Origin of the sequence: Streptomyces phaeolivaceus, assembly GCF_009184865.1 — a bacterium.
In the GTDB taxonomy this organism is placed as follows: Bacteria; Actinomycetota; Actinomycetes; order Streptomycetales; family Streptomycetaceae; genus Streptomyces; species Streptomyces phaeolivaceus.
On the sequence record NZ_CP045096.1, the window covers coordinates 7205076 to 7218701 of the forward strand.

General features: G+C 70.0%; 13 protein-coding genes. 5 read left to right on the forward strand and 8 right to left on the reverse strand.

The genetic code is table 11. The features are described from left to right. Positions 1-40: 40 nt before the first annotated feature. Positions 41-1405: an ABC transporter substrate-binding protein gene (locus F9278_RS33415; protein WP_226967064.1), complete on the reverse strand. Its 1365-nt coding sequence runs from the start codon at positions 1403-1405 to the stop codon at positions 41-43. Positions 1406-1484: 79 nt separating this feature from the next. Next, positions 1485-2504, reverse strand: coding sequence for a LacI family DNA-binding transcriptional regulator (locus F9278_RS33420; protein WP_152171628.1), 1020 nt, complete (start codon positions 2502-2504; stop codon positions 1485-1487). 220 nt (positions 2505-2724) lie between these two features. Here F9278_RS33420 and F9278_RS33425 point away from each other — a divergent pair, with 220 nt between their 5' ends. Next, positions 2725-4107, forward strand: a complete 1383-nt coding sequence (locus F9278_RS33425) for a glycoside hydrolase family protein (protein WP_152171629.1) — start codon at positions 2725-2727, stop codon at positions 4105-4107. A gap of 22 nt (positions 4108-4129) precedes the next feature. On the opposite strand, the gene F9278_RS33430 is transcribed toward F9278_RS33425, so the two are convergent. Further along, positions 4130-4894 carry a hypothetical protein gene (locus F9278_RS33430; protein WP_152171630.1) on the reverse strand — a complete coding sequence of 255 codons (765 nt, stop codon included), beginning with the start codon at positions 4892-4894 and terminating at the stop codon, positions 4130-4132. Between the two features lie 185 nt (positions 4895-5079). Then, entirely contained in the window at positions 5080-5475 is a 396-nt protein-coding gene (sodN, locus tag F9278_RS33435; RefSeq protein ID WP_005480378.1) for a superoxide dismutase, Ni, read from the reverse strand. A 156-nt stretch (positions 5476-5631) separates the two neighbouring features. On the opposite strand from sodN, the gene sodX reads away from it, so the two are divergent. Then, complete coding sequence (sodX, locus tag F9278_RS33440) at positions 5632-6093, forward strand: nickel-type superoxide dismutase maturation protease (protein ID WP_152171631.1); 462 nt, start codon at positions 5632-5634, stop codon at positions 6091-6093. Here the strand turns inward: sodX and F9278_RS33445 are convergent. Next, entirely contained in the window at positions 5997-6626 is a 630-nt protein-coding gene (locus tag F9278_RS33445) for a CGNR zinc finger domain-containing protein (protein WP_152171632.1), read from the reverse strand. The genes sodX and F9278_RS33445 overlap by 97 nt on opposite strands. A gap of 125 nt (positions 6627-6751) precedes the next feature. On the opposite strand from F9278_RS33445, the gene F9278_RS33450 reads away from it, so the two are divergent. Continuing rightward, complete coding sequence (locus F9278_RS33450; protein ID WP_152171633.1) at positions 6752-7510, forward strand: class I SAM-dependent methyltransferase; 759 nt, start codon at positions 6752-6754, stop codon at positions 7508-7510. A gap of 103 nt (positions 7511-7613) precedes the next feature. Here the strand turns inward: F9278_RS33450 and F9278_RS33455 are convergent, their stop codons facing one another. The 3 genes from F9278_RS33455 to F9278_RS33465 are packed head-to-tail and all read right to left on the reverse strand — an operon-like array spanning position 7614 to position 10329. Then, the gene (locus F9278_RS33455; RefSeq protein ID WP_152171634.1) at positions 7614-8375 is read right to left on the reverse strand and encodes an amino acid ABC transporter ATP-binding protein; all 762 of its coding nucleotides are present in this window, start codon (positions 8373-8375) and stop codon (positions 7614-7616) included. Beyond that, complete coding sequence (locus tag F9278_RS33460) at positions 8372-9313, reverse strand: amino acid ABC transporter permease (RefSeq protein ID WP_152171635.1); 942 nt, start codon at positions 9311-9313, stop codon at positions 8372-8374. Before F9278_RS33460 ends, F9278_RS33455 begins: the two co-directional genes overlap by 4 nt. Positions 9314-9363: 50 nt before the next feature. Beyond that, a complete protein-coding gene (locus F9278_RS33465; RefSeq protein WP_152171636.1) occupies positions 9364-10329 on the reverse strand; it encodes an ABC transporter substrate-binding protein in 966 nt (321 codons plus the stop codon). Positions 10330-10940: 611 nt separating this feature from the next. Between F9278_RS33465 and F9278_RS33470 the strand changes: the two genes are divergently transcribed. Together F9278_RS33470 and F9278_RS33480 are read left to right on the forward strand one after the other, a co-directional pair. After that, entirely contained in the window at positions 10941-12182 is a 1242-nt protein-coding gene (locus F9278_RS33470; RefSeq protein ID WP_152171637.1) for an NAD(P)-dependent malic enzyme, read from the forward strand. 378 nt (positions 12183-12560) lie between these two features. Continuing rightward, positions 12561-13526: a zinc-binding dehydrogenase gene (locus F9278_RS33480; RefSeq protein ID WP_152171639.1), complete on the forward strand. Its 966-nt coding sequence runs from the start codon at positions 12561-12563 to the stop codon at positions 13524-13526. Positions 13527-13626: the final 100 nt, after the last annotated feature.

Sequence of the window (13626 nt, forward strand, 5' to 3'; positions counted from 1 at the left end):
TGGGGGCGACTTGATCCGGTGGGTGCGGCAGGGCGCGTCGTTACGGGATCTCGTAACCGGCGTTGTCCGAGAAGTCCCGGTCGATGGCGCGGGCGGCCTCGGCCAGGGCGGCCTTCGGGTCGGCGCCGCCGTAGATCGAGTTGACGGCCTCGCTGAACTTCGCGGTCACCACGGGGTATCCGGCGGTCACCGGACGGGTGACGGCGACACAGGACGTGCTGATGTCCTCGGCGCCGCAGGGCTTGGCGAGTTGGTCGGAGAAGAGCTGGAGCGGGCCGCCCGCCTTGTACAACTCACTCGACGCGAGCGCGGACTTGGTGGCGGGCGGGGCGCCGTTCGCCTTCGTCATCGCGCCGACGTTGGTGTCGTCGAGGAGGAAGTCCAGGAAGGTGCCGGCCGCCTTGGCGTTCTTGCTGTCCGCGCCGACGCCCCACGCCCACGAACCCTGGCCGGTCTTCGGGCCGTCGCCGAAGTCGGGCAGCGGCAGCACCACCAGGTCGTCGCCGAGCGCCTCGCTGTAGGCGGGGTACATCCAGTGCCCGACCCAGCTCAGGGCGACCCGGCCCTTGGCGAAGGCGTTGCCGTCGGTGTTGGGATCGGTGTACGCCTTCCAGGACCGGAAGGTCTTCATCGCCGACACCACGGCCGGGGAGTCGAGGGACCCCTCCGCCTTGCCGTCCTTGAGCAGGGAGCCACCGGCCGACCAGACGATCGGGGCGAAGCCGTAGGTGCCCCACTCGTTGGCATAGCCGGAACCCTCTTGCAGATCGACGACCTTGCCGTCCGAGTCCTTCGCCTTCAGCGCCTTGAGCGCCGCGTCGAACTGGTCCGCCGTCCAGGCGTCGTCCACGCCCTTCGGGTACGTCACCCCGGCCGCGTCCAGCAGCTTCTTGCTGCCGTACATACCGAGCCCCGAGTCGAACATGCCCAGGCCGTAGTGCTTGCCGTCGATCTCGCCCTGCGCCTTGCTCGCGTCGGTGGCGTTGTCGAGGGTCTTGGCGGAGACGTAGTCGTCGATCGGGGCGAGCTTCTTGTTGTAGACGAAGTTCGCCATGGTCGGACCGTCGAACTCCAGTACGTCCGGCAGCTTGTCGGGGGAGGTCGCGGTGATCGTCTTGGTGTAGTCGGTCTCCGGTATCAGCTTCAGCTCGACCTTGACCTTGCCCTGCGAGGAGTTGAACGACTTCACCGCGTTCTGCAGTGCCTCCGCCTCGCTCTTCTGCCCCTGGTGGGCCCAGACACTGATCGTCCCCTCGCCGCTGCCGGCCTCGGCGGACGTGTCGCCCCCACCGCCCCCGCCGCAGGCGGCCACCGCCGCCAGGGGGAGGACCAGGGCCAGTCCCGTACGGGCCGTACGGCGGAACCTTCCACTGGTCGAGCTGGTCGAGCTGGTGATCGGGTTCATGGTGTGTGCCTCCGTGCGGGATGGATGAGGGCGCGTGGACGGGGAGTTGCTACCCGTGCGGGTGTGGGGGCAGTGCCGGTCACTGCGGTCCGCGCGGGCGCGGCGGGGCCGTCGTCTCGCGCAGCACGAGCCGGATGGGCATCTGCACATGGCCGGGCTGTTCGGCGTCCGGCTCGTCCAGTTGCCGCAGCAGCAGCCGGGCGGCCTCCGCGCCCTGGCCCGCGACCGGCTGGGCGACGGTGGTCAGCCCGACCACATCGGCGAGTTCGTGGTCGTCGAAGCCGACCACGGACACGTCGTCCGGCACCCGGAGCCGATGCCGGCGCAGCGCGCGCAACGCGCCCATCGCCATCTCGTCGGACTGGGCGAACACGGCGGTCGGCGGCCGGGACGCGGCCAGCAACTCGGTCATCGCCCGCTCACCGCCGTCGACCGTGTAGTCGCCGTCCGCCACCAGCGCCGGGTCCGGTTCGATCCCGGCCTCGGCGAGGACGTGCAGATAGGCGGTGCGGCGGTCGACGGGCGTGGTCCAGTGCAGCGGGCCGCTGGCCCCCGAGACCATGCCGATCCGGCGGTGGCCGAGGTTCACCAGATGCCGTACGGCGCTCTCCGCGCCCGCCCGGTCGTCGATGCCGACCACGGTGAAGCCGGGCCGGGGGCCGCCGACCGTCGAGGCCAGCGGCACCCCGAGCGAGCGCAGCGCGGCCGACTCGTCCTCGTCGGGGATGAGCAGCGACAGCACCGCGTCGACCCGCTTGCGCACCGGCAGCTTGGTGAAGAACCGCTTCCGCGCCTCGGGCGAGCCCAGGTTGTAGAGCAGGACGTCGTACCCGGCGGCGCTGAACACCTGCTCGGCGGCGTCCAGCACGGTGCCGAAGAACCAGCGGCCGATGTACGGGGCGACGACCCCGATCGTGTAGGTGCGCCCACTGGCCAGGCTGGACGCCGAACGGGAGGCCGTATAGCCGAGTTGTGCGGCGACCGCCGCGATCTGTGCGCGGACCTCGTCCGAGACGCCCGCCCGGCCCCGCAGCGCACGGGACACGGTGGACGCCGAGACCCCGGCGGCGCGGGCGACATCGGTAATGCGAGCCGTCACGGCGGACTTCTCCCGTCGGTTCACGCCGTCACGCCGTCACGCGTTCGCGCGTTCACGTCTTCACGGCGATGTGGTCGGTGGGTGACGTGACCGTAAACCCGGCCCCCTTGTTGCGCAAGCGTTTGCGTTCAGTTTTACTTGCGCTGATTCTCAAGCGAGACCTTCCGGATCCATGGCCAGCGCACGCGTTTGGGCGCTGCGAGCGACAGGACTGCTGCGCATGCGATACGCCCCGCCCGGCCTCTGCGTGAACGACTTCGCCCTGCTCCGCGACGACGACGGTCGCTATGCCGTGCTGCATCTCCAGGGCCCCTGGACCGCCGAGTTCGACCATCTGCGGATGGAGACCTCCTACGGCCGGGCCACCTCCGCCGACCTGGTCGGCTGGCGGCCCGAGGGCACCGCCTTCGGCAACGGCCTGCCCGGCCGCTTCGACCAGCAGGCGGTCTGGACGATGCACCCCTTCCGCCACGGCACCGGCATGGCGATGGCCTACACGGGCGTGAGCGGACTGACGCCGGAGGGCTGGCCGCTGCAGTCCGTGGGCCTCGCCCACTCCGACCGCACGGACGGCACGGGCTGGCGGCGCCACGGCACGGCACCCGTGGTCGAGGCGGACCCCCGCTGGTACCGCACCGCCGACCGCATGGGCTGGCGCGACCCCTTCGTGGTGCGCGACGACGAGGGCGACGGCTGGGCGATGGTGATCTGCGCCGCCGACGCCTCGCTCCCGGTGGAGGTCAGTGGCTGCGTGGCGTTCGCCACCTCCCCCGACCTGGAGCACTGGACGGTCCACCCACCGCTGATCTCACCCGGCGACGTCGACGAGCTGGAGTGCCCGGTCCTGGAGCGCCTGGACGACGGCACCTGGCTCCTCCTCGGCTCCATCGGCGCGACCCGCGGCTTCGAGGCATGGACGGCCCCGCGCCTGCGGGGCCCCTGGACCCGCCGGGGCCGACTCGGCCCCACGGGGGCGTACGCCCCCCGCGTCATCCCCGCCCCCGACGGCTCCCGGGTCGTCCTGCACACCACCCCCCGCCGGGTCGGCCTCACCGACACCGGCGCCCACTGCCGAGGCATGCTCGCCCAGCCCAAGTCCCTGGTCACCGGCGCCGATTCACCACCCCACCTGGCCTGGTGGCCGGGCCTGGACACCTGGCTGGGCGAGGAGACGACAGCCCCGGCCCTCCACGCGGTCGGCGACATCGACGTCTCCGACGGCCTCGTGGACATCACCCTCCGCACCACCGCCGAGGGCTCCGGCGGCCCCGCCCTCACGCTCACCCGCGACGGCGAGAACCTCCGCGTCACGGGCCCGGCCGGCACCCCGATCGCCGAGACGGTCCTCCCCGAACCCCCCACGTCCCTGCGCGTCCTGACGATCGGCGAGTACGTGGAGGTCTACGCCGACGGCGTCTTCGTCCTGACCACCCTCTCCTACTCCGGGCACCCCACTCCCTGGACGGCGACCACCGAAGGCCACTCCCGCAGCGTCCCCGTCCGCCCCCTCCACCTCCCGGACCCCACCCGCGACGACGCCTCGGCGATCTGGCCGGGCCCCACCCCGGAGGGACGACCGAATCCGCGCCCGTCCCGACGCTGAAGGCAAGGCGGACGACGCCTGGTCACATGTCCGGTAGCAGAAGCCAGACTTCGGAGAGGGCGAGCCCGTGGTCGTGGGTCACCGCCCCGCACGGGCAGCCCAGCGAGATCCGGCGCCAGTCGCAGGTCACGGTCCACGGGCCGGTCGTTCCTCCGCACGACGGGCAGGCGACGGTCTCGGCCGTCCACACCCCGGGAGCGGGTCGGCCATGACGACGGAAACGGCCCGCGTACCTGACCTGCCAGGGCGCGACCGGGGGCGTGCGCGGAACGGCCCCGGGCCGGCCCGTCGAGGCCAGCACGGTGAACAGCGCCACCAGATCGGGGAGCAGGGCCTCACCCGCCTCCGTCGGGGCCCCGGCCGGGCCGGCTGCCGTCCCCTCCGGGGTCCCGTACCTCGGGGCCGCCGCCGCGCGCGGTGGGTTCGGGGTGGCGTGCCAGGGCAGGAACGCGCGGGCGACGGCGGCCAGAAGGGCGGTCGCGGGCGGGCTGACGTCGCCCGCGTCGAGGTGGTGGAGGGTGGTGCGGAGAAGGCGTTGGAGTCGCCGGTCCCGGTCCCGGTCCGCGGCCGGTGTTCGCGAGGCCGCTGCCCGTCGAGCCGGGAGCGGGGCGGTGAGGCGCTCCAGCACGGCCGTCGCCGCCTCGGTGTCCGCCGGGGCCGGACGCCACTCCCCGGCGGCCAGGCGCTGCCGTGCCCGCGCGGCCTCACGGATCAGGGCACGTGTCCGAAGCGACCGAGGACCGAAGGCTGTCGCGTGAGTTCCGGGAGTCTCGTGCCCGCTTGTCATGGCGAATCCTCTGTCACGGCGGATCCTCCACGAGGTCGACGCCGCGCCCACCTGTGGCAGGGCCGGGCGAAGAAGACCGCACCCGGACCGTCAGGGACGCCGTGCTCGACGGGCCTGACGGTCCGGGTGCGGACCGGTTGACCGGGCGACCAAGGAAATCGCAGGTCAAATGGCGTGATCGAGGATCAAGCCTTCTTGGTCTCCCAGAAGATCTTGTCGATCTGGGCGATGTAGTCGAGCGCCTTCTGGCCCGTCGCCGGGTCGGTGGACGCCTTGGCGGCCGAGAGGGCCTTGAGGGCGTCGTTGACCAGCTGGTGCAGCTCCGGGTACTTCTCGAAGTGCGGGGGCTTGAAGTAGTCGCTCCACAGCACCGAGACGTGGTGCTTGGCGAGCTCGGCGCGCTGCTCCTTGATGACGGTCGCGCGAGCCTGGAAGTGAGGGTCGTCGTTGGCGGCCATCTTGTCCTGCACGGCCTTCACCGACTCCGCCTCGATGCGGGCCTGGGCCGGGTCGTACACGCCGCAGGGCAGGTCGCAGTGGGCGCTGACCTTGACCTTGGGGGCAAACAGGCGGGAAAGCATGGAGCATTCCTTCCTCGTGATCGTCTTCTCAGGTGGGACATTACTCCCTGCGAGAGAGGTTTACGCGGGTGCCCCCATGGGCTTAGGACAAAAGTCCGGGGTCAGACTGGGACTGATGGAGACGCGGAGAGGAACGGACCGGGGAGGTGCCGGGTGATGCCGCAGCCGTCGCAGGAGAGCGAGCCGGGAGTCGAGCCGGGAGTCGATCGGGGGAGAGCTCTTCTGCCCTTCGGGGTGGCCGAGGTCACGGGGCCCTCGATGGTTCCCACCCTGCGTCACGGGGACCAGTTGCTCGTCCACTACGGGGCCCGTCTCCGGGTCGGTGACGTGCTCGTGCTGAGGCATCCCTTCCAGCAGGACCTGCTCGTCGTGAAGCGGATCGCCGAGCGGCGCGACGGCGGCTGGTGGGTGCTCGGGGACAACGCGTACGCGGGTGGGGACAGCACGGACTACGGTGTCGTGCCCGATGAACTGGTGCTGGGGAAGGTGCGGTTCCGCTACCGGCCCAGGGCCGCCGACGGTCAGCGCTCGCCGTTCGCGCTCGCCCGCTGGGCGCTGTCGGCCGCCAGGCCGGTGCTCGGCGACCGGTCCGCCTCCAGGCGTTTGCGGGCCCGGTAGGCCGCCACGTTGGCACGGGTCGCGCAGCGGTCCGAGCAGTAGCGCCGGGAGCGGTTGGTGGAGGTGTCGAGATAGGCGTTGCGGCACGGCGCCGCCTCGCACAGACCGAGCCGGTCCACGCCGTACTCGGTGAGATGGAAGGCCAGGCCCATCGCGGCGATGGCGGCATAGCCCGCCGTCGCGTTCGAGGGATGGTCCGCCAGATGCATGTGCCACAGCGGGCGGCCGTCGTCGTCGCGGAAGTCGTGCCCGGAGATCTGCGGGTTCACCGGGAACTCCAGCAGCAGTGAGTTCAGCAGGTCCACGGCCAGGGTCTCGTCACCGCCGTCCGCCGCCTCGAAGACCGAGCGCAGCCGGGCCCGCACCGACCGGAACCGGGTGACATCGGCGTCCGTCGCCCGCCGGGCCGCCTGCCGGCTGGGCCCGAAGAGATCGCGGACGGCCTCGACCGAGGTGAGCGTGTCCTTGCCCCGTGCCGGTTCCTCGGTGTTGACGAGGCGAACGGCATAGTCCGAGTAATGGGCCAGTTCCACTTGTAGTCCTTACGGGGGCGTTCTATTGTCGTGGTGCGGGACAGGTAATGGCTGCTCGTGCTTACAGGGTATTACGTGGTAGCGGGAAGCGCGGGCGCACGCGGTACGCGGAGGAAGGGGACCTCATGACCACCACGACCGGGACCGACTGGCACGCCTGGCAGGAGAGCTGGGACCGGCAGCAGGAGATGTATCTGCCGGACCGCGAGGAGCGGTTCCGGGTGATGCTCGACATGGTCGAGGCCTTCACCGGCCCCGAGCCCCGTGTCCTCGACCTCGCCTGCGGTACGGGTTCCATCACGTCCAGACTCCTCGCCCGGTTCCCGAAGGCCGTCAGCACCGGCGTGGACCTCGATCCCGCGCTCCTCACCATCGCCGAGGGCACGTTCGAGGGCGACCCGCGGGTCACCCTCGTCACCGCCGACCTCACCGACCCCGCCTGGACGACCCGTCTGCCGTACGACTCGTACGACGCCGTCCTGACGGCCACCGCCCTGCACTGGCTGCACAGCGAACCCCTCGCCGCCCTCTACGGTCAGGTCGCGGAACTCGTCCGCGACGGCGGTGTCTTCATGAACGCGGACCACATGATCGACGAGTCGACGCCCCGGATCAACGCGGCGGAGCGCGCCCACCGTCACGCGGGTATGGAACAAGCCAAGGCGGCCGGTGTCCCCGACTGGGCCGAATGGTGGCAGCTCGCGGCCGAGGACCCCGTGCTCGCCGCGCCGACGGCCCGCCGTTTCGAGATCTACGGCGAGCACGCGGACGGCGACACACTCCCCGTCGACCGGCATGTCCGCGTACTGCGTGAGCGGGGCTTCGCCGAGGCCCGCCCGGTGTGGTGCTCACCCTCCGACTCACTGGTGCTGGCCGTGAAGTAGGCCCCGGCCGGCCCCTGCGCCACGGCGGTACGGGTGAGGGCCGGTACGGGTGAGGGGCGGTACGGGAACCCGTTCCGCCCCTCACTCCTGTCGCGCCGGCGCTCTACAGCACCTTGGAGAGGAACGACTGCGTCCGCTCCTCCTGCGGGTTCGTCAGCACGTCACGGGGGTTGCCGGACTCGACCACCACACCGCCGTCCATGAAGACCAGGCTGTCGCCGACCTCGCGGGCGAAGCCCATCTCATGGGTGACCACGACCATCGTCATACCGGACTCGGCCAGATCGCGCATGACGTCGAGGACGTCACCGACCAGCTCCGGGTCGAGCGCCGAGGTCGGCTCGTCGAAGAGCATCAGCTTCGGCTCCATGGCCAGCGCCCGCGCGATGGCCACCCGCTGCTGCTGGCCGCCGGAGAGTTGGGACGGGTAGTTGCCCGCCTTGTCGCCGAGGCCCACGCGCTCCAGCAGCTCGCGGGCGCGCTCACGGGCCTGCGCCCGGCTGACGCCCTTGACCTGGACCGGTGCCTCCATGACGTTCTCGGTGGCCGTCATGTGCGGGAACAGGTTGAAGCGCTGGAACACCATGCCGATGTCACGGCGCTTGAGGGCGACCTCGCTGTCCTTCAGCTCGTACAGCTTGTCGCCCTTCTGGCGGTAGCCGACCAGCTCGCCGTCGACGTACAGCCGACCGGCGTTGATCTTCTCCAGATGGTTGATGCACCTCAGGAACGTGCTCTTGCCGGAGCCGGACGGGCCGATGAGGCAGAACACCTCGCCCGTCCGCACCTCCAGATCGATGCCCTTGAGGACCTCTACGGGGCCGAACGACTTGTGGATGGCCTCGGCCTTCACCATGGCGGTCATGCCGAGACTCCCTTCGGGCGGCGGACGGGCAGCACGGCCGCCTTGAAACGCTGCATCGGTGTCGGCGGGAGGCTCCGGGAGGAGCCCTTCGCGTAGTGCCGCTCCAGGTAGTACTGGCCGACGCTGAAGATGCTGGTCAGGATCAGATACCAGGCGGCGGCGAGGAACAGCATCTCCACGGTGGAGCCCGACCCCTGGCCGATGTCCTGGGCCGCCTTGAGCAGATCCACGTACTGCACCGTCGAGACGAGCGACGTGGTCTTCAGCATGTTGATGACCTCGTTGCCCGTGGGCGGCACGATCACGCGCATCGCCTGTGGGATGACGATCCGGCGCAGCGTCTTGGAGTGGCTCATACCGAGCGCGTGCGACGCCTCGGTCTGGCCCTCGTCGACCGACAGCAGACCGGCACGGCAGATCTCCGCCATGTACGCGGCCTCGTTGAGACCGAGGCCGAGCAGCGCCGTCAGCAGCGGCGTCATGAACGACGACCAGTAGTCCTTGTAGATCGGACCGAGGTTGATGTACTCGAAGACCAGGCCCAGGTTGAACCAGACGAAGAGCTGGACCAGGACCGGGGTGCCGCGGAAGAACCAGATGTAGAACCACGCGACCGACGAGGTCACCGGGTTCTTCGACAGCCGCATCACGGCCAGCAGGATGCCGCCGACGATGCCGATCACCATGGACAGCACGGTGAGGAGGAGGGTGTTCAGTACGCCCTCGATGATGCGGTCGTCGAAGAAGTAGTCGGGGACGGCACCCCAGTTGATCTTCTTCGCCTGCGCGAACGCGTAGACGATCGAACCGAGGAGGGCGAGCGCGATGGCCGCGGACACATAGCGCCCCGGGTGCCGGACCGGAACGGCCTTGAGGGCCTCCGGGCCGGCGGGGGGCGTGTCCGAGGGACCGTCCGTCTTGCTGACGTCAACAGTCACGGGTGGAGCCTTTCAGGAACGAGCAGAACCGAGCCGGGATCAGCGGCGGATCAGGAGCCGCCGTTGACCTTGGCCTCGGTGATCGCGCCGTCCTCGACGCCCCACTTCTTGATGATCTTCTCGTACTCGCCGTTGTCGATGATCGCCTGCACGGCGGCCTGCAGCGCGTCCCGCAGCTCGGTGTTGTCCTTGGCCACGGCGATGCCGTAGGGGCCCGCCTCGACCTGGTCGCCGACGATCTCGAAGTAGTCGCCGCCGCCCGAGGTCTTCACGGAGTACGCGGCCACCGGGTAGTCGGCGGAGACGACGTCCGCGCCCTTGGAGCGCATCCGGGTCTCGGCCTCGGGGTTGGTGGCGAAGTCCTCGATCTTGAGGGCCTTGCCGCCGTCCTTCTTGCACTTCTCCGCCTGGTCCTTGGCGAGGTCGTGCGAGAACGTGTTGCGCTGCACCGCGATCGTCCTGCCGCACAGGTCGTCCCAGGTCTTGATTCCCTGGTCGTCGCCCTTGTTGGTGTACAGCGAGACACCCGCGGTGAAGTAGTCGACGAAGTCGACGCCGGCGCCGACCTTCTTGCCGGTGTCGGCGTCGATGCCCTCCTGACGGTCCTTGGTGTCCGTCATGGCCGACATGGCGACGTCGTAGCGCTTGGCCGCCAGACCACCGATGAGGGTGTCGAAGGTGGCGTTCTGGAACTTGAAGTCCACCCCGAGCTGCTTGCCCATGGCGTCGGCGATGTCGATGTCGATGCCGACGACCTTGCCGGAGGAGTCCTTGTACTCCACCGGGGCGTACGCGATGTCCGAGCCGACGTTGATCACGCCCTTGTCCCGGACGGCCGCGGGCAGCTTGTCCGCCAGCGGGGCCGCGCTGGTGGAGGCGTCGTCGGAACCGTTGTCCTTGCTCTTGGTCTGGTCACCGCAGCCGGTGAGCAGCAGGGCGCCCGCGACCGCGATCGCTCCGACCGCGGCTGTACGGGAACGCAGGCCGGTCGTACGACAGGTGGTGCTTGCGGTCATGGTGGGTTCCTCCGGCGGGGGTGGTGTGGAGTTGCCGACAGGTCGACGATTAACACGCGTCTTCGAGTGTGGCGACCTCGTGTGATTACGGCATCTTGCCATTCGGGCATGTGCATTCAGATGACCGGCCATGTCAAAATCGGATAACGGGCGACCCCTCGAATGGCTCATGAACCGCTGCGGACCAGGTGATCACGCCGGATCCTGTGCGGGAATCACCCCTTCCGGCCGGAAGATCTTCGGTGCATCTCAGCATGCGATCGGCCATGAACTCCGCGCACGTGGCTGTACAGGATCTGTCCCGACATGATCGGACCTGTCCCGTCATCCGCCGAAGAGTCGAACCATCCATGATCGTCTTCAAATGACCTTCGAGTTGTGACCTTCGAGGTATGAAGACGTATGGACTCGTCGTCGGCGCCGTCCGTCCGGTAAGAAGGTTCCTTACACCCCTCATCCGGGGCCCTGGGCGCGTGTGCGGCGCGCCCGTCGCGTCTGAGCCCGCAGGCGTCGCCGTACGTATCGGTGACCTGGGACTTACGCGGTGCCCGCCCGCTCCCGAACCGGGAGCGGTTCACCCTCAGACCATGAAGACCTAAGGGGTAAGAAAAGTGGCAGCGGAGATTGTCAATCCTCGCACCGACAGCGGCGACGGCAGTACCGGTCAGGAAGGGGGCGGGGAGCCCCTCAATTCCCTGGACTCCTTCGACCCCGCCTTCGCCCTGCACCGCGGCGGCAAGATGGCTGTGCAGGCCACCGTGCCGATCCGTGACAAGGACGACCTGTCCCTCGCCTACACGCCCGGTGTCGCGCGGGTGTGCACCGCCATCGCCGAGCAGCCCGACCTGGTCAACGACTACACCTGGAAGTCGTCGGTCGTCGCCGTCGTGACGGACGGTACGGCGGTCCTCGGACTCGGTGACATCGGCCCCGAGGCCTCGCTCCCCGTGATGGAGGGCAAGGCGATCCTCTTCAAGCAGTTCGGCGGCGTCGACGCGGTCCCGATCGCGCTCGCCTGCACGGACGTCGAGGAGATCATCGAGACCGTGGTCCGCCTCGCGCCCTCCTTCGGCGGCGTGAACCTGGAGGACATCTCGGCGCCCCGCTGCTTCGAGATCGAGAAGCGGCTGCAGGACGCGCTCGACATCCCGGTCTTCCACGACGACCAGCACGGTACGGCGGTCGTGACGCTGGCGGCGCTGCGGAACGCGGCGAAGCTGACCGGGCGCGGGCTGGGCGATCTGCGGGCCGTGATCTCCGGCGCGGGCGCGGCGGGTGTCGCCATCGCCAAGATGCTCCTGGAGGCCGGTCTCGGCGATGTCGCGGTCACCGACCGCAAGGGCATCGTCTCCGCGGACCGCCAGGACCTCACGCCGGTCAAGCGGGAACTCGCCGAACTCACCAACCGGGCCGGCCTCTCGGGGTCCCTGGAGGACGCCCTCGCGGGCGCGGACGTCTTCATCGGCGTCTCCGGCGGGACCGTGCCGGAGGAGGCGGTGGCCTCGATGGCCGAGGGCGCGTTCGTCTTCGCCATGGCCAACCCGAACCCCGAGGTGCACCCGGACGTCGCCCACAAGTACGCGGCCGTCGTCGCCACCGGGCGCTCCGACTACCCGAACCAGATCAACAACGTGCTGGCGTTCCCGGGGATCTTCGCCGGTGCGCTTCAGGTGCGGGCCTCTCGGATCACCGAGGGGATGAAGATCGCGGCGGCGGAGGCGTTGGCGTCCGTCGTCGGGGACGATCTCGCGGCGGACTATGTCATTCCGTCGCCGTTCGACGAGCGGGTCGCTCCGGCGGTGACCGCGGCGGTCGCTGCCGCGGCTCGGGCCGAGGGTGTGGCTCGGCGCTGATTTCTTCCGGGGTGGCGTGGGGTGAGTTCTCGCCTCCGCCGCCCCTACCCATTCCCATCCCCAGGGGCTGCGCCCCTTCGACCCCCTTCGTGTCCCTTCGTGGGGCGGTTCGGGGTGGGTGGGTGGGATGAGGGGCGGGGTGGTTTCGGGCGGGTGGGTGTGTGCGGGTCCGGTGGGGCTTCTCGCGCAGTTCCCCGCGCCCCTGAAGGGCCGCAGGCCCTGCTTTGCTTTCAGGGGTGCGGGGAACTGCGCGACCAGCCCCCACCCACCCGCACCCCGCAACGAACCCGCCCCCCCCGAGTCAGCACACGCCGACGGGACGCGTGTCACATCGGGGTTCGGTTCCATCGGTACCGGCGTCGCCCTATGGTCAGGCCCATGTTCGCCGCCTATGCCGCCCGCATCGACCGTGACCGACCGCTCGACGGACTGGAGTTGGGCGACCGCCCGGCACCGGAGCCGAGGCCCGGGTGGACCACCGTGAAGGTGAAGGCCGCCTCGCTGAACCACCACGACCTCTGGTCCCTGCGTGGCGTCGGCCTCGCGGAGGACAAGCTGCCGATGATCCTCGGCTGTGACGCCGCCGGTGTCGACGAGGACGGCAACGAGGTCGTCCTGCACTCGGTGATCGGCCAGACCGGCCACGGCGTCGGCCCGAAAGAACCCCGCTCGATCCTCACCGAGCGCTACCAGGGCACCTTCGCCGAACTCGTCTCCGTCCCCACCTGGAACGTCCTCCCCAAGCCTGCCGAACTCTCCTTCGAAGAGGCGGCCTGTCTGCCCACCGCCTGGCTCACGGCCTACCGCATGCTCTTCACCAACGCCGGCGTACGCCCCGGTGACTCCGTCCTCGTCCAGGGCGCCGGCGGCGGTGTCGCCACCGCCGCGATCGTGCTGGGCAAGGCGGCCGGCCTGCGGGTGTTCGCCACCAGCCGGGACGAGGCCAAGCGCAAGCGGGCCCTGGAGCTGGGCGCGGTGGAGGCGCTGGAGTCGGGGGCGCGGCTGCCGCAGCGCGTGGACGCGGTCATCGAGACCGTCGGCGCCGCCACCTGGTCCCACTCGGTGAAATCGCTGCGCCCCGGCGGCACCCTCGTCATCTCGGGCGCGACCAGCGGCGACCGCCCCTCCCACGCCGAGCTGACCCGTATCTTCTTCCTCGAACTCAAGGTCGTCGGCTCGACCATGGGCACCAAGGACGAGCTGGAGGACCTCCTCTCCTTCTGTGCCGCGACCGGTATCCGCCCCGTCATCGACGAGGTGCTGCCCCTGGACCGCGCCCGCGAGGGCTTCCAACGCCTCGCGGCGGGCGACCAGTTCGGCAAGATCGTGCTCACCAATCCCTGACGGTCTCTTCGACATGACGACGGCCGGTCCGGTTCTCCGGGCCGGCCGTCGTCATGTCAACTTGGGTTGACGCGGCCCGGGGTGTCAACATAGGTTGACG